Below are 16,386 nucleotides of genomic sequence, written 5' to 3'. Positions count from 1 at the left end.
ACACTGGAGATCCACTGTGGGAGCGAGCCTGCTCGCGATTGCGATGGATCAGACGAAGGAGATGTTGATCGGACTTGTCCGCGAAGCATTTTTAAATTGTTGAAATCCGCGGGGGATCGTTATGCGCATAGGGTTTATCGGGCTAGGTTCCATGGGCAAAGGCATGGCCGCCAACCTCCTCAAGGCCGGGCATCAGGTGCGGGTGTGGAACCGCAGCCCGGGCGCGGTCGAGGCACTGGTCAAGCAGGGAGCCGTCGCAGCGAGCCATCCGGGTGAGGCTTTCGATGCCGAGGTGGTGATCAGCATGCTCGCCGATGACGCCGTGACCCGCAGCATCCTCATCGACAGCGGGGCCCTGGCGTCGAGCAAACCGGGATTGATTCACCTGAGCATGGCGACCCTGTCAGTGGCGTTCGTCCGTGAAATGGCCGAACTGCACGCCAGTGCCGGGGTGGCGTTGATCGCCGCGCCCGTGTTCGGACGCAATGACCTGGCCGAATCCGGCATGCTCAACATCGCCGTGGCCGGCCCGCAAGCGGCCATTGCCAGGGTGCAGCCGCTGCTCGACGTGCTGGGGCAGAAAACCTGGCCGATGGGCGACGACCCGGTCAATGCCAGCATCCTGAAAATCGCTACCAACATGATGCTGGTCAGCGCCATTGAGGCCACGGGCGAAGCGATGGCGCTGACGCAAAGCTATGGCGTGGCCAACCACGACTTTGTCGACTTCATCACCAGCACCCTTTTCGCGGCGCCGGCCTACAAGGTCTACGGGCCGAAGATCGCCCGGCGTGAAACCGAAGGTGCGGGGTTCACCTTGCGCCTGGGTTTGAAGGACGTGGGACTGGCGTTGAAGGCTGGCGAACCGAACCACGTGCCGCTGCCGTTTGCCAGCGTGCTGCGCGATAACCTGCTGGATGCGGTGGCGTTGGGGGAGGGTGAGAGTGATCTGGCGGCGCTGGGGGTGAGAGCGGTGAAGCGGTCGGGGCAGAATTGAGTATTTCAGGAGGTGATGTAGCGCTCTTGAATACGCCATCGCGAGCAGGCTCGCTCCCACAGTGGATCTCTGGAGTTCACGAGATTCATTGTGGGAGCGAGCCTGCTCGCGATTTTTTAGAGGTTCACACCAAATAGTTTTTCAGTTCGCGGGCAATCACCATCCGCTGAATCTCGCTCGACCCTTCATAGATCTGTGTGATCCGCGCATCCCGGTAGTACTTCTCGACCGGATAATCTTCCAGATACCCATAGCCGCCATGAATCTGGATGGCCGACGAGCAGACCTTTTCCGCCATTTCCGAGGCAAACAGCTTGGCCTGGGACGCTTCCGACAAGCAGGGCTTGCCGGCGCTGCGCAGGCGGGCGGCGTGGAGGATCATCAGCCGTGCGGCGTTGATCTGCATGTGCATGTCCGCCAGCAGGTTGGCGATGCTCTGGTGTTCGATGATCGGCTTGGCGAACTGCACGCGATCGCGGGAGTAGGCCAGTGCCGCTTCGAATGCCGCACGGGCAATGCCCAGCGCCTGGGCGGCGATGCCGATACGGCCGCCTTCAAGGTTGGACAGGGCGATGGCCAGGCCTTTGCCGCGCTCACCCAGCAGGTTGCCTTCGGCAATGGTGCAGTTGTTCAGGGTGACGGCGCAGGTGTCCGAGGCGCGGATGCCCATCTTGTGTTCGGTGCGGTCGACGATGAAGCCGGGGGTGTCGGTGGGTACCAGGAACGCCGAGATGCCGCGCTTGCCCAGGTCCGGGTCGGTCACGGCGAACACGATGGCCAGTTTCGCCCGTTTGCCATTGCTGACGAATTGCTTGGCGCCGTTGATCACCCACTGGCCGTCGCGCAGTTCGGCGCGGGTGCGCAGGTTGTGTGCTTCGGAACCGGCCTGGGGCTCGGTCAGGCAGAAGCAGCCGATGGTCTGGCCGCTGGCCAGGTCCGCCAGCCAGGTCTGCTTCTGTTCTTCGCTGCCGTAGTTGAGAACCGGCCCACAGCCCACGGAGTTGTGGATGCTCATGAACGCGCCGGTGGCACCGTCGCCGGCGGAAATCTCTTCCACCGCCAAGGCATAGGCGACGTAATCGACATAGGTGCCGCCCCATTCCTCGGGGACCACCATGCCCAACAAGCCCAGCTCACCCATCTTCGCCACCAGGGCGTCGTCGATCCAGCCGGCTTTTTCCCAGGCCTGGGCGTGGGGCGCGATCTCGCCGCGGGCAAAATCCCGGGCCATGTCGCGGATCATGATTTGTTCTTCGCTCAGTTCGATATCGTGCATGGCTCAGTTCCCGCTCTGGTCAAACCCGGTGAAGAAACTCGCCACGTGTGCGGCGTCCAGCGCCTGCAGGGTCGGCGGGTTCCAGCGCGGGTTCTTGTCTTTGTCGATCAGCAAGGCGCGCACGCCTTCGATCAGGTCGCCGCGCTCGAACCACTGGCGGTCCAGGTGCAGCTCAAGGGCGAAGCATTGTTCCAGGCTCAATTGCCGGCCGCGACGGAGCATTTCCAGGGTGACCGCCATGGCCACCGGCGAGCGGGTGGCCAGCAGGTCGGCGGTGCTCAAGGCCCACTCATGGCTGTCGGCAACGGTCACTTCGCGTAGTTGTTCAACAATACTCGGCACATCGGGCAAGGCGAAGAAGTGGTCGATGGCCGGGCGCAGGGCCTCCAGCGGAGCGTCGGGCAGATGCTGCACGGCGAGTGTCGCCAACAGGCTCTGAAGGTCTTTGAGTGGCGTGTCGCGCCATTGCAAGCGGTCGAGCTTTTCGTCCAGCGCAGCCAGCTTGCTGCTGTCCAGGTACCAGTCGGCCAGGCCGCAATACAGGGCGTCGGCAGCACGGATCTGCACGCCGCTGACCCCCAGGTAGATCCCCAGTTCGCCGGGAACCCGTGGCAGGAAGTAGCTGCCGCCGACGTCCGGGAAGTAGCCGATGCCGACTTCCGGCATCGCCAGGCGGCTTCTTTCGGTGACCACCCGCAAATCGGCACCTTGCACCAGGCCCATGCCGCCGCCCAGGACAAAGCCGTCCATCAGGGCCAGTACGGGTTTGCGGTAGCGGTGAATGGCGATATCGAGGGCGTATTCCTCGACGAAGAAGTCGACGTGCAGGGTGTCGCCGCTTTTGAAGCTGTCGTGCAGCGAGCGAATGTCGCCACCGGCGCAGAAGGCTTTTTCGCCGGCGCCGCGCAAGACCACTGCGTGGACCTGCGGATCCTGCGCCCAGGCGTCGAGCTGGCGGTGCAGGTGGCGAACCATGTCCAGGGTCAGGGCGTTGAGGCCGCTGGGACGATTGAGGGTCAGGTGACCGATGTGGTTGCGGACTTCGGCCAGCACGTCATTTTGCGTGGCATCCATGGGCCGGCTTGCCTGCGATGTAACCTGAGCAGTCATCACTAACTCCCTGCTTTTATTGTTCTTTATCAATAAGCTCGCGCGCGAGCGATGCAGGATCGTAACAGTGCAAATTTGTGATGTACAACGGGGATATGTGCAGGTGCTGTCTGCATTTTTGCAATTGCTGTATCCCCCACTGTAGGAGCGAGCATGCTCGCGATGGCCGCAAGAACGCCGCTGGGTGTCAGGCTGCCCGCGTAATCGTTCACGACCATCGCGAGCATGCTCGCTCCTACAGGGGGTGGGACTCAGGCGCTGGTGCGGCTGAGGACTTCACCAATGCTGCGCCGCCTGGCGTGCATTTCGCTGGTGTGAATCAACTGCTCCAGGTCTTCAGGGGTGACATCGATGAAGGCGTCCATATCGGCCAGGGCCAGTTTCAAGTCTTCGGCGGTAATCGCCTGACTGTCGATGGGCGGGTGATCGGCAGGCACCATGGGCACCGGCTCGCTGGGGCGCTTGGGGTAACGGATGCGTGTCAGGTTGTTGTAGGCCAGGGCGCAGAGCAGCATGGCGAAGGCGCTGAGCATCACCGGGCCCAGCGCCATCCAGTCCAGGGCGATGGTTGCAGGGTCAGCCAGCACCATGGTCGCCGCGACCGCGCCGGCCGGGGGATGCAGGCAACGCAGCCAGCACATCAGGATCACCGCCATGCCCGCCGCCAGGCAGGCACTGCCCAGCGTCCGGCCCAGCACATGGGCCACCAGCAGGGCCATCACCCCGGCGCACAGGTAGCCGCCGACAATCGACCAGGGTTGCGCCAGCGCACCGGAAGACACCGCAAACAGCAACACCGCGGAGGCGCCAAGCGGGCCGATCAGATGCTGGGCCACTTCGATGCCGAACACCAGACTGCATAGCCACACACTGAACAGGGTGCCGAAGGCCATGCCGATGGCGGCACGGCTCCATTCAGTGGGGCGGGTATTGATGGCGGCGGGTAACCAGCGAGCGAGCATGATGAAAACCGTTCCGATGACAAAAACCTTAAGTAAAAAAAAGGCTTGCCGGGAATACCCAGAAAGCCCTTGAAGTTGTTCCAACTATTGGGGGAGGAACGACGATAGTTTGCCGACATCATGTGCTGCTGACAAATTCATATTAATGAAGCTTCAGTTCATTAATTTTGATGCAGTGCCACGCGCCGCCCACTCATGTAGCACAGGGCACCACCTATCGCAGCGAGTGCGCTCAAGGCGTAGAACATCGTCGGCGCCGGCGTGTGCATCAACAGGAAACCGCAAATGATCGGACTCAGGGCACCCCCTACGGCGGCCAGATTCTGCGCGCCGTAGTAACTGCCGCGCAGCTCTTCCGGGGCCAGGGTGTCGATGAAAAGGAATTCGGCCGGATAAATGATGATCTCCCCGAGGGTGAAGATGAACATTGCCACGCACCAGCTGAGCACGCTGTCGGCCAGGCTGAAGCCGATCATTCCGAAGGTGAACAGGCCGGTGCCCGCGGCGATCCAGTAGCGCAAATGTTCGCGCTTGAGGAAACGCCCGATCTGATACTGCAGCAGGATCACACTGATGGCGTTGCAGGCGAGCAGGGCGGCCATGACTTTCAGGGTGTTCTGGTCATCGCTGGTGACCAGCAGGTACTGCGACAGGTAATAGGTAAAACGGCCGTGTACCACGGTAATGAGCAGGCAACCCAAGGTGAAAATGATCAGGGTGCGGTCGTTTTTCAGCGTGATCAGTGTTTTCAGGAAGCTCTGCGCCTGAGTAATAGCCGGCGTCAACGCAGGCTCGCGCGCAATCCCGGTCATCAAAAAGATGCTGAAAAACGCAATGCCGCCAGCCACCAGGAAGGGCGCGATGGGATAGATGCCCGCGATCACCACGCCGATCATCGGCCCGACGGCATAGCCGATATTGGTCAGGGTGTAGGTCAGGGAGAACGCCTTGGCCCGTTGGCCCATCGGCAGGTTCTCGCTGAGGATCGCCTTGGAGCCGATCAGAAACAGCGCCGAGGCGGTTTCGGTCACCACCAGGATGACGGTGGTCAGGTAGAGGTTATTGGCCAAGGTCAGCAACACTAGACCGATTGCACTGGAAAGCATCGTCAGTATCAGCAGGCGGCGCTTTTCGAGGCGGTCGATGATATAGCCGCCATAGAGCGCGAGCAGGGTCGCGATAAACAGCGCGATCCCCAGCAGCAAGCCAACGTCCTGTTGGTCAAGGCCAAGCTTGTTGCTTAGAAACAGCGTGAGCATGGGGCTGGTGATGGCGCGGCTGATGACGATGGTCAGCGAGCAGATCAGCAACCTGCGGATAACGAGCGAGTAAGTGGCCACGGCGGGGTAAATGTCCTTATTCAGATAGCAATGGGCGACCTGCTTGAGGACCCTAGCTTACGGTTTAAGGTGCAACAGCACGAACTCGTTTTTATCGAACTGGCCACTCAATACCGGTTGCAATGCACCCAGGGGCGTTCCTTGCAGGGCTTTGAAGTCGCTCATGCCCATCATCAACCACGCAGGTCTGGCCAGGTTTTCCAGCTCCTGGGGCGAGTGGGTGAAAACCGGCTGCAAGTCCTGCCCGATATTGACCATGAACTTGATGGCCCTGGCGTCCTTGCCCATGGCGTGCAGCACCAGTGGGGCCGGGTCTTGTTGCACCAGAGCGAACGCGGACTCGCTGAATGTCCGGCTGTCGTAGAGCTGTCGATCCATTGGCTCGAATAACAGGATGTAGAACGACCAAAGCGCCAATACCGCACTGAAGGCCAGCCCCAGCACTCGCCATTTCGGGCGCAAAAGCACCGCCAGGGCGACGGCCTGCAGCAGTCCGAGCAGGGTCATCAAGGCCGCGAAGTTCGTCACATCACCGGCAAACCGTTGTCGTGCGACCAGCACAGCGACCATCAGCATGACCGGCATCAGCAACCATATCCCTTGCATCAAGGTACGCAGCCCCGCAAACCACCGACCCTGAGCCATTGCAAAGGGGTACGCGGCAATGATCGCCGCCATGGGCAGCATCGGCAGCAGGTAGCGGACCTTTTTCGCCTGCGGGATCGATAGCCCGAGCATCACGATCAACCCCGCTGCCGCGCAATACTGCACCAGGCGCAGCGACGGCAGTGCGGGGCGCGAAGGGCTCAGCCAGATGGCCAACAACGCCAGCAGCGCCAAGGGGTAGGCCAGGGCGTAGTCGCCTATCGAGCTGGTGAAGTAGAACAGCAAGCCACTTTCGCCTTCGCTGCCATCCATGCGTCCCATGAACTGCATGCGAACCACGTCCTGCATGAAATCCACGCCGCCACTGGTTTTGGCCAGCCACAGCAGAACGCCAACGCACAGGGCCAGCAGCAGCGCCGCCGCCAGGCCGAATCCGATCAGGCGTTTCCAGTCACGATTGAGCAACAGGTAGCTGCACAGCATGCCGGTGGGGATCACCAGCCCGATCGGACCGCGTATGCCGAAGCCCAGCACCAGCAAGGCAAAAATCAACGGCCACCGGCGCTTCGCCGCGAAATGATCGCTGGCGTAACCTAGGTAGAAAACCGAAAAGGCCACCGCCGCGAGCATCAGGTCCTGGGACACTGCACGGGTTTCGGTGATGAAGGTATTGGTAAACAGCATCAGGGCGATGCTCAGCAGCGCCCAGCGTGTGGACCAGGGCGCCAGCAACCGATACATCAAGGTGACGATAACGGCCCCGGCGATGGCGCTCGGCAGCCAGGCACTCAGGCTGTTGACCTGCCCGAACGGCAGGGACAGCAGCCAGATGAACACCGTCGTCAGCGACGAATAGTCAGCATAGGGCTGGCCGTAAGTGGTGGGAAAAAACGATGGCCCGTGGCGCAACATCTCCTGGGCAAACAGCACGAAGCGCGAATCGAAACCTATTGGCGCCTGTTGGTAGACCCCGGCGCTGAACAGCAGTAGCGCCAACAGTCCGACTACAAAGGACTGTCGGCGAATACTCGAGGTCATGACGTTAAGCGACTACCGACGCAGCAGGCCATTGTTGATGCGGAATCGGCAACTTGCGCGACTCGCCGCGACCCATGGGGTAGTACGTGAAGCCGTTGCGTGCCAGACGCTCGGCGTCGTAAAGGTTGCGGCCGTCGAAGATCACCGGGGCCTTGAGGCGCTGGCGGATCAGATCGAAGTCCGGCGCCTTGAACTGCTGCCATTCGGTGCAGATGATCAGCGCATCGGCACCGTGCAACACCGATTCCGGGGTGCCCATGAGCATCAGTTTCGCTTCATCCGGATACAGCTTCTGGGTTTCCTGCATCGCTTCGGGGTCGAACGCCCGGACGTTTGCACCGGCGGCCCACAGTGCTTCGAGCAGCGCGCGGCTCGGCGCATCGCGCATGTCGTCGGTATTGGGCTTGAACGCCAGGCCCCACAGGGCAAAGGTCTTGCCTTGCAAATCGCCCTTGTAGAAGGCTTTGACGCGCTCGAACAGTTTGTGTTTTTGCCGTTCGTTGATGGCTTCCACCGCTTGCAGCAGGTCGCTGGAGCAGTGTGCTTGCTCGGCACTATGAATCAGGGCGCGCATGTCCTTGGGGAAGCACGAACCGCCATAACCGCAACCGGGGTAGATGAAGTGGTAACCGATGCGCGAATCGGCGCCGATCCCCAGGCGTACCGATTCGATATCGGCCCCCAGGTGCTCGGCCAGTTCGGCGATCTGGTTGATGAAGCTGATCTTGGTCGCCAGCATGCAGTTGGCGGCGTACTTGGTCAGTTCGGCGCTGCGCAGGTCCATGAACATGACGCGGTCATGGTTGCGGTTGAACGGCGCGTACAGGTCACGCATCACGTCGCGTACCTCATCGCGTTCGCAGCCGATGATGATGCGGTCCGGGCGGCGACAATCGGCCACGGCCGAGCCTTCCTTGAGAAACTCGGGGTTGGAGACGATATCGAATTGCAACAGGCGCCCGGCCTTGACCAGGCATTTATCGATGTGCTCGCGCAGCGCATCCCCCGTGCCCACCGGTACCGTGGATTTCTCCACCAGAATCACCGGTTGTTCGCGGTGGCGCGCCACCGCGTCACCCACCGACATCACGTAACGCAGGTCCGCCGAGCCATCTTCGCCCGACGGCGTGCCCACCGCGATGAACAATACCTGCCCGTGCTGCACGGCAAATTTTTCGTCGGCGGTGAACTGCAAGCGTTTGGCGTCCAGGCTTTCGCGTACCAGGCTGGCGAGCCCCGGTTCGAAAATGCTCACTACACCTTGTTGCAGCAACTCGACTTTTTTCTCATCGATATCCATGCAAACCACGTCATGACCGACTTCAGCCAGAACGGCGGCCTGGACCAGGCCGACATAACCGCTTCCAAATACACTGATTTTCATGGGGCACTCCTGTGTTCAGGTGCGTGAACAGGTCGAGAGTTGATGGTGATGACGCCGAGGATGACCAGGGCCACTCCAAGGCTTTTCGATAGGCTGAAATCTTCGTGGAACAGCGGCAGGCTGGCGGCTGCCAGGTACACAAGTGCATAGCTGATGCTCAGCAGCGAGTAGGCGCGGCCGAGGGGCAGATCGCGCAGGGCGATGAGCCAGCAGAGCATCGACAGGGCATAGGCGACAATTGCGCCCAGCACCACGGCCAGCGGGCCGAGCGGAATGTCGGCGCTGAGCCAGTGCTCGGGCGACGGCAGGCGACTCATGCTCCAGCGCATGGCCAACTGGGCGCCGCTGACCAGCAGCACGCTGCCCAGGGCGAAGGTGATACCGCGACGGGCATTCATGCGTGCTGCCCCAGCAAGGCCACGCCGCCGATCACCAGGGCGACGCCCAGCCAGTGGCGCTGGTCGACGTGTTCGCGGAAAACGAAGCGGGCGACCAGGGTAATCAGCACAAAGTTGAGGCTGAGCATCGGGTAGGCGATGCTGACTTCCAGGCGCTGCAGTACCAGCAACCACACCAGCAGGCCCGAACCCAGTGCCGCCAGCGCCAGCCACAGCCACGGCGAACGTAATTTCTCGCCCCAGCCGGAGACACGCCCGCGCCAGCTCTCCACCGCGTATTTCTGGGCGATCTGGCCCAGGCAGGTCAGCAGGCAGGCGGTCAGCAGCAAGGCGAGGCTCATGGCGCCGCCTGTGGAATGATCAGAATCACAATATTGCCTTGTTCGTAACGCTTGCCTTCCTTGGGCAATTGCTCAAGTTCGCGCAGTTCGTCGTCGCCCTTGACCCGCATCACGACGCCCACCGGGCCTTGCTGGCGGGCATCCTGCATCCACTGTTCGATCTGGCCGGGGTCGACGCGCTGCTTCAGCGCGTCAGGATAGGCAAGACCATATTTCAATTCGCCTATCGTGTTGAACAAAGCCACGTTCGGGCGCTGAAGACGCCACGACAGGGCCGATGCAGCGCCCAGGTCATTGCTCAGAAGCTGACGAGATTGGCCAAGCTCTGCGACGTGATCGAGGATGAACTGGTCGGGCATCTTGTTGGCGACCACTGACTTGGGCAGGCCCGCCGGCAGCAAGCCGATCAGCAAGAGGCTGCCGAAGGCCGGGGCGGCCCAGCATTGCAAGGGGCGGAAGGCTTGCAGCAGGTTGCTCATGATCCAGCCGATCAGGCCGATGAACACCAGCACCAGGTTATGCAGTTCGTGGTCGTAGATCGGTTTCTTCAGTTGCAGGTAGATCAGGGCCAGCAGGACCAGCACACCCAGACCCAAGTTCAGCAGGCCGTTGACCCTGAGGCTGCGTTCCTGCTCGAGACTCAAGCGATCAGCCAGCGCGTTGCCCAGCAGCAAGGCCAGTGGCAGCAGGCACGGCAGGATGTAGGACGGCAACTTGCCCTTGCTCAGGCTGAAAAAGAACAGTGGCATCAACAACCACAACAGCAGGAAGGCGATATTGGCCTGACGCCGGCTGAGCCAGGCCTGCTTCAGCGCCGGGGGCAGCAAGGCCAGCCACGGCAGGCTGAACCCCACCAGCAGCGGCAGGTAGTACCAGAAGGGAGCTTCGTGCTGGGCATCGTCCCCGGCAAAGCGGCGGATGTGTTCGTGCCAGAAGAAGAAGCGCCAGTAGTCCGGTTCCCGGGCGTGTACCGCCAAGACCCAGGGCAGGCTGACGATAATCGCCACGCCAATCGCCAGCGGGCCATAGGTCAGCAACTCGCGCCAGCGCTTCTGCCAGATCATCCAGGGCAGGGCGATCAGCACCGGCAGCAGCCAGGCGAGAAAACCCTTGGTCATGAAGCCCATGCCGCAAGCCAGTCCCAGTACCGCCCAACTGAGCAGGCGCTGACCCCGAGTGCGGCTGTCCAGCGCAAACCACAGCGCCACCAGGCTCAGGTTGACCCAGAAGGTGAATTGCGGGTCGAGATTGGCGTAACCGGCCGTGCCGGCGATCACGGTCAAGCTCATGTAGAGCAGCGCACAGGCGAAACTCTTGCGCGGCTGGTTCCACAATCTGCCGGCGATCAGGTAGCACAGCACCACGCTCAAGGCCGTGCTCAGCGCCGAAGCGAAGCGCACACCGAACAGGTTCTGCCCGAATATTGCCTGGCCCAGGGCGATCATCCAGTAACCGGCTGCCGGTTTTTCGAAGTAACGCACGCTCATGAAATGCGGCGAGACCCAATTGCCGCTCAGCAGCATGTCCTGGCTGATCTGGGCGTAGCGGGTTTCGTCAGGTATCCATAAACCATGGGTGCCCAGTGGCAGCAGGTACGCCAGCGCCATGATCGCCAGCAACAAGGGGAATGCCCAGCGTCTGCTCATGCGCCTTGCACTCCCAGCCAGCCTTCGCGGCCTTCGAGTGCGCCACGCACTACGCGGCCGCTGGGCAGGTTGCCGGGAACGTCGGGCAGCAGATCGCCCAAGGGTTGGAAACGAATGCCGCGCTGGCGTGCATCGACCAGCAGCTGGCGAAAATCATTGGCCATCAGAATCCCTTCTACTTCCGCGTGGATCGTGTAGACGTTGAGTTTTTCCGGGGTGAACCGGTCGATGATGAAACGGTTGAAGTCACTGGCCGCGATGTTCGGGCCGACGACCTCGTCGAAGGTCGGCAGGTCCACCGGGATCTGTGGGGTGCCCAGTGAGCCGTCGGCCAACCGTGGCTGGAACAGGTTCTGGCCGCGACAGTCGCTGTTGTAGCGAAAGCCGAAACGTTGCTTGGCTTCGATCACACGTTCGTCTGCTCGCCAGCCAGCGGCAGCCGAGCAGTCGATTTTTTCCCCGAGGATGTCGCTGAGCGTGTCCACGCCCTGGCGGATCTGTTCGATCAGCTGCGCGTCATCCCAGCGTCCGGCATTGGCCTGCCAGCCGTGGTGGTCCCAGGCGTGCAGGCCGACCTCATGCCCGGCATCGCGAGCCTGGCGCATCAGATGCCCCAGGTCGCGACCGATCGGTTTGCCCGGCCATGCGGTGCCGGCCAGCAAAATGTCCCAGCCATAAAGGCCTGCGGCATTGGAACGCAACATTTTCCAGAGAAACTGCGGACGGATGAGGCGCCACAAGTGGCGCCCCATGTTGTCCGGCCCGACGCTGAAAAAGAACGTCGCCTTGACCTGTGCTTCATCAAGGATTTCCAGCAGCCGGGGCACCCCCTCACGGGTGCCCCGGTAGGTGTCGACATCGATGCGCAATCCTGCCTGCATTAGCGCTTGTCCGCGATTTCGAGCATGGCTTCACGCAGGAAGAAGTCCAGGGTGTTGCCGATGGTCTCGCTCATCTCCACGGTCGGTGTCCAGTCCAGCAGGCGCTTGGCGTTGGCGATGCTCGGTTTGCGGTGCGACACGTCCTGGTAACCGGTGCCGTAGAACGCCTTGCTCTCGATGTCGCGGAAGCCGGCGAACGGAGGGAAGTTGGCGCGCAGCGGGTGAGCTTCGAACTGACGCAGCAACTCTTCGCCCAACTGACGGATGCTGGCTTCGTTGTCCGGGTTGCCGATGTTGATGATCTGGCCGTTGCAGACGTCGTTGTCGTTGTCGATGATTCGTGCCAACGCTTCGACGCCGTCGGCGATGTCGGTGAAGCAGCGTTTCTGCTCGCCACCGTCGAACAGGCGGATCGGCGTGCCTTCCACCAGGTTGAGGATCAGCTGGGTAATGGCGCGGGAGCTGCCGATACGTGCCGAGTCCAGACGGTCCAGACGTGGACCCATCCAGTTGAATGGACGGAACAGGGTGAAGTTCAGGCCTTTCTGGCCATAGGCCCAGATCACGCGGTCGAGCAGTTGCTTGGAAACGGAATAGATCCAGCGTTGCTTGTTGATCGGACCGACGATGAGATTGGAGTTGTCTTCGTCGAAGTTGTTGTCCTGGCACATGCCATAGACTTCCGAGGTCGACGGGAAGATCACCCGCTTGTTGTATTTGACGCAGTAGCGAACCAGTTTCAGGTTCTCTTCGAAGTCCAGTTCGAATACCCGCAGCGGATTGCGCGTGTACTCGATCGGCGTGGCGATGGCCACCAGCGGCAGGACCACGTCGCACTTCTTGATGTGGTACTCGATCCACTCGGAGTGAATGCTGATGTCGCCTTCGACGAAGTGGAAGTTGGGGTGGCTGCGCAGGCGCTCGATGGCGTCCGAGCCAATGTCCAGGCCATAGACTTCGTAGCGGTCATCGCGCAACAGGCGTTCGGACAGGTGATTGCCGATGAAACCGTTGACGCCGAGGATCAGCACGCGGGTGCGGCGTGGCGCGCGGCCGGACTCGGCACCGCGCAGGACGGAACCGTCCACCAGGCCCAGTTCATTGGCCAGTTGCGGGCCGCTGAGGTACAGGCCGTTGTCGTTGCGTTGTCCGGCGTTGATCACCAGAGAGTCTTCGCCACAGGCGATGCGCAGCGGATCGACGCTGATCACCCGGCCCGGTGCCTGGCCTTCGTTGCCCTTGGCGACTTCGGCGCTCCAGACGATCAGCTTGTGCTCGCCCACCGCGCAGAAAGCGCCCGGATACGGCTGGGTCACAGCGCGGACCAGGTTGAACAGTTTTTCCGCCGGCTGGCTCCAGACCAGCTTGCCGTCGGCGGGCGTGCGGCGTCCAAACACCGTGGCTTTGGATTCGTCCTGTGGTGTTTCGCTGATTTTGCCTTGCGCCAGTGCAGGCAAGGTGTCGCGCAGCAGGTCAGCGGCGGCGACGCGCAGTTTGCCGTGCAGTGTCAGCGCGGTGTCACTGCGCTCGATCGCTACGCGTTGCTGGGCCACGATGGCGCCGGCATCGGCACGCTTGACCATGCGGTGCAGGGTCACGCCGGTCTCGGTTTCACCGTTGACCAGTACCCAGTTGGCCGGCGCACGACCCCGGTAGCGGGGCAGCAGGGAACCGTGCAGGTTGAACGCGCCCTTGCTTGCGGTGGCCAGCAGCGGCTCGCTCAGCAGGTTGCGGTAGTAGAAGGAGAACAGGAAGTCAGGTTGCAGCTTGGCAATGCGCTCGACCCACAGCGGGTGGTTGGCATCTTCCGGCGCGTGCACGGCAATGCCGTGGCGTGCGCACAGTTGCGCCACGGACCCATAGAACGCGTTCTCTTTCGGATCATCGGCATGGGTAAACACGGCCGCGATCTCGTAACCGGCGGCGAGCAGGGATTCGATACCAGCACAACCGATATCGTGATAGGCGAAGACAACTGCTTTTGCACTCATGAATGAACCTGATCTGTAGAGGTGGAAACTAAGCCGTCGACGGTGACCGCAGGAGCGGGAGCCGCCGGTTGGCTACGCAGGACTTTCTCGATGAAGAACCGGGGGCGTGCGCGCACATCGCTGTACATGCGGCCCAGGTATTCACCCAGCAGGCCCATGCCGATGAATTGGCCGCCGGTGAACACGAACAGCACGGCAAACAGCACGAACGTACCGTCACCGGCCCAACTGGCGCCAAACACCAGCCGCAAGAAGATCAGCATGATGGCGAACAGCGCGCCCAGGCCGGCCATGGCGAAACCGACGATGCTCAGCAGGCGCAGGGGCGTGGTGGTCATGCAGGTGATCAGGTCGAACATCAGGTTGACCAGGCGCATGGGGCTGTATTTGGACTCACCGTGTTCACGCTCGGCGTGGGTTACGAGGATTTCCGTGGTGTGGCGGGCGAAGCTGTTGGCCAGGATCGGGATGAAAGTGCTGCGTTCGCGGCAGGCGAGCATGGCGTCGACGATGGTGCGGCGATAGGCGCGCAACATGCAGCCGTAGTCAGTCATGGCCACACCGGTGGATCGTTGCACGGCGAGGTTGATCAGTTTCGACGGCCAGCGGCGCAGGGCCGAGTCCTGACGGTTGTTGCGCACGGTGGCGACGACGTCGTAGCCGAGTTCGGCCTGGGCGACCAGGCGCGGGATTTCTTCGGGCGGGTTTTGCAGGTCGGCATCGAGGGTGATGATCACGTCGCCCTTGCATTGTTCGAAACCGGCCATGATTGCCGCGTGCTGGCCGTAGTTGCGGTTCAGGATTACCGCTACCACCGGGCTGCCGGGGCGGGCGGCGGCCTCCTCCAGCAGGTGCGCGGAGTCATCGCGGCTGCCGTCGTCGACCAGGACGATTTCATAGGCGTGGTTCAATTGCTCGCAGGCCGCCTCGGTGCGCCGCAACAACTCCGGCAGGCTGTCTTCTTCGTTGTAGACCGGGATCACGATCGATACGGAGTTAATCGGGTAAGGTCTCACAGGCGTTTGTCCAGGCAGTTTTCAATGGCGCCGACAACGCGCTCGACGTCGTCGGTGGTCATGTCGGGGAACAGCGGGATCGAACACAGTCGAGCCGAGTTCCATTCGGTGTTGGGCAGGTGAACGTCGGGGAAACGCTGGCGGTACCAGGTATGCAGGTGGGTGGCGATGAAGTGAATACCGGTGCCGATGTTCTGTTCCTGCAAGGCTTTCATGAACGCCTCGCGGTCCAGCCCGCAGCGTTCGGCGTCGATGCGCAGGATGAACAGGTGCCAGGCGTGCTGCTGGGCATAACCCGGAACGGTCAGCGGTTGAACCGGCAAGCCTTCCAGCCGTTGCAGGTAAGTGCTCGCCAGTTGCGCGCGCTTGGCGTTGATTTCGTCCAGTCGCTCCAGTTGCACCAGGGCGATGGCGGCATTGATGTCGGCCAGGTTGTACTTGAAGCCGGGCTCCATCACCTGGGCCTGGGGTTTGCGCCCGTGAGTCATGCGGTCGTAGGCGTCGACGCCCAGGCCGTGGAACTTGAGCATGCGCACCCGCGAAGCCAGGGCTTCGTCGTCGGTGACGAACATCGCGCCCTCGGCGCAGGTCATGTTCTTGATCGCGTGGAACGAGAAAATCGCCGTGCCTTGGCTGCCCACGTGGCGACCCTTGTACCGGGTGCCGGCGGCGTGGGCGGCGTCTTCGATCACCGCGATGCCATGTTTGTCGGCCAATGCGTACAGCGGATCGAGATCGAACGCCGCACCGGCGTAATGCACGGGAATGATGGCCTTGGTACGCGGGGTGATCGCCGCTTCGATGCTCGCTACATCCGTCATCAGGGTGTCGCGGTCGACATCGACGAACACAGGGGTCGCACCCAGCAGGCAAATCATGTTCGCCGTGGACACCCAAGTCTGTGAAGGCGTGATGACTTCATCGCCGGGACCGATCCCGAGTGCCAACAGGGTGATGTGCATACCGCCCGTCGCCGAGGACAGTGCGACGGCATGGCGGCATCCGATATAGTTCGCGAAGTGTTCTTCCAATGCCTGGTTTTTGGGGCCGGTAGTGATCCAGCCAGAGCGCAGAACTTGTTCGACCGCGGCAATTTCTTCATCGCCGATACTGGGACGGGAGAAGGGGAGAAACGCCTGACTCATGCAAACCTCATAGCTCAAAGGTAAGTAGCCCTGGAGGCTAGACAAATGGATCCAAGGTCAGCGTAGACCATAAATTGGATTTGCTTCAACGAGTTAGTTGAACTAGGTGAGAAACTGCTTGATTTGAGTTTATCCGCCTTGAACAGCAGGTTGGCGCCCATGGTGGCTCGCCGCATCGCCAAGAGGTTAGGCTTGTTTTTGTGAAAGAAACATCAAAAAACGGTAGGCGGATCATTTATCTCGTGGTGATTAAGC

14 protein-coding genes are annotated in these 16,386 nt (G+C 61.6%); 1 reads left to right on the top strand and 13 read right to left on the bottom strand.

The features are described from left to right. Nucleotides 1–121: 121 nt before the first annotated feature. Nucleotides 122–997 (top strand): NAD(P)-dependent oxidoreductase, encoded by an 876-nt coding sequence (locus ABTV29_RS16810; RefSeq protein ID WP_433765599.1) that lies wholly within the window; start codon nt 122–124, stop codon nt 995–997. Between the two features lie 124 nt (nt 998–1,121). Here ABTV29_RS16810 and ABTV29_RS16805 read toward each other — a convergent pair whose 3' ends face one another. The 13 genes from ABTV29_RS16805 to arnB all read right to left on the bottom strand — a co-directional run bounded on the left by ABTV29_RS16805 (nt 1,122) and on the right by arnB (nt 16,131). Further along, complete coding sequence (locus ABTV29_RS16805) at nt 1,122–2,273, bottom strand: acyl-CoA dehydrogenase family protein (RefSeq protein WP_433765598.1); 1,152 nt, start codon at nt 2,271–2,273, stop codon at nt 1,122–1,124. Nucleotides 2,274–2,276: 3 nt separating this feature from the next. After that, nucleotides 2,277–3,383: an enoyl-CoA hydratase/isomerase family protein gene (locus ABTV29_RS16800; protein ID WP_433765596.1), complete on the bottom strand. Its 1,107-nt coding sequence runs from the start codon at nt 3,381–3,383 to the stop codon at nt 2,277–2,279. A 251-nt stretch (nt 3,384–3,634) separates the two neighbouring features. After that, nucleotides 3,635–4,345, bottom strand: a complete 711-nt coding sequence (locus ABTV29_RS16795; RefSeq protein WP_433765594.1) for an HPP family protein — start codon at nt 4,343–4,345, stop codon at nt 3,635–3,637. A gap of 161 nt (nt 4,346–4,506) precedes the next feature. Then, on the bottom strand, nt 4,507–5,685 hold the full coding sequence (locus ABTV29_RS16790; protein WP_433765592.1) for an MFS transporter: 1,179 nt from the start codon (nt 5,683–5,685) through the stop codon (nt 4,507–4,509). Nucleotides 5,686–5,742: 57 nt separating this feature from the next. Then, nucleotides 5,743–7,329 carry an ArnT family glycosyltransferase gene (locus ABTV29_RS16785; protein WP_433765591.1) on the bottom strand — a complete coding sequence of 529 codons (1,587 nt, stop codon included), beginning with the start codon at nt 7,327–7,329 and terminating at the stop codon, nt 5,743–5,745. Nucleotides 7,330–7,333: 4 nt separating this feature from the next. Further along, a complete protein-coding gene (locus ABTV29_RS16780; protein ID WP_433765589.1) occupies nt 7,334–8,713 on the bottom strand; it encodes a UDP-glucose dehydrogenase family protein in 1,380 nt (459 codons plus the stop codon). Then, nucleotides 8,710–9,111 carry a 4-amino-4-deoxy-L-arabinose-phosphoundecaprenol flippase subunit ArnF gene (gene arnF, locus ABTV29_RS16775; RefSeq protein WP_433765588.1) on the bottom strand — a complete coding sequence of 134 codons (402 nt, stop codon included), beginning with the start codon at nt 9,109–9,111 and terminating at the stop codon, nt 8,710–8,712. Before arnF ends, ABTV29_RS16780 begins: the two co-directional genes overlap by 4 nt. Beyond that, a complete protein-coding gene (gene arnE / locus ABTV29_RS16770; protein ID WP_433765587.1) occupies nt 9,108–9,452 on the bottom strand; it encodes a 4-amino-4-deoxy-L-arabinose-phosphoundecaprenol flippase subunit ArnE in 345 nt (114 codons plus the stop codon). The genes arnF and arnE overlap by 4 nt, the downstream gene beginning before the upstream one ends. Continuing rightward, complete coding sequence (gene arnT / locus ABTV29_RS16765; RefSeq protein ID WP_433765586.1) at nt 9,449–11,098, bottom strand: lipid IV(A) 4-amino-4-deoxy-L-arabinosyltransferase; 1,650 nt, start codon at nt 11,096–11,098, stop codon at nt 9,449–9,451. Before arnT ends, arnE begins: the two co-directional genes overlap by 4 nt. Next, a complete protein-coding gene (gene arnD, locus ABTV29_RS16760) occupies nt 11,095–11,979 on the bottom strand; it encodes a 4-deoxy-4-formamido-L-arabinose-phosphoundecaprenol deformylase (RefSeq protein ID WP_433765585.1) in 885 nt (294 codons plus the stop codon). Before arnD ends, arnT begins: the two co-directional genes overlap by 4 nt. After that, on the bottom strand, nt 11,979–13,970 hold the full coding sequence (gene arnA / locus ABTV29_RS16755) for a bifunctional UDP-4-amino-4-deoxy-L-arabinose formyltransferase/UDP-glucuronic acid oxidase ArnA (protein ID WP_433765584.1): 1,992 nt from the start codon (nt 13,968–13,970) through the stop codon (nt 11,979–11,981). Before arnA ends, arnD begins: the two co-directional genes overlap by 1 nt. After that, a complete protein-coding gene (gene arnC / locus ABTV29_RS16750; RefSeq protein WP_433765583.1) occupies nt 13,967–14,986 on the bottom strand; it encodes an undecaprenyl-phosphate 4-deoxy-4-formamido-L-arabinose transferase in 1,020 nt (339 codons plus the stop codon). Before arnC ends, arnA begins: the two co-directional genes overlap by 4 nt. After that, nucleotides 14,983–16,131 carry a UDP-4-amino-4-deoxy-L-arabinose aminotransferase gene (gene arnB, locus ABTV29_RS16745; RefSeq protein WP_433765581.1) on the bottom strand — a complete coding sequence of 383 codons (1,149 nt, stop codon included), beginning with the start codon at nt 16,129–16,131 and terminating at the stop codon, nt 14,983–14,985. Before arnB ends, arnC begins: the two co-directional genes overlap by 4 nt. Nucleotides 16,132–16,386: the final 255 nt, after the last annotated feature.

The sequence above is a fragment of the Pseudomonas putida genome (assembly GCF_050989985.1).
Lineage (GTDB): Bacteria > Pseudomonadota > Gammaproteobacteria > Pseudomonadales > Pseudomonadaceae > Aquipseudomonas > Aquipseudomonas putida_AI.
Note: the sequence above shows the minus strand (reverse complement) of the source record. Positions and strands in the feature narration are given on the sequence as shown.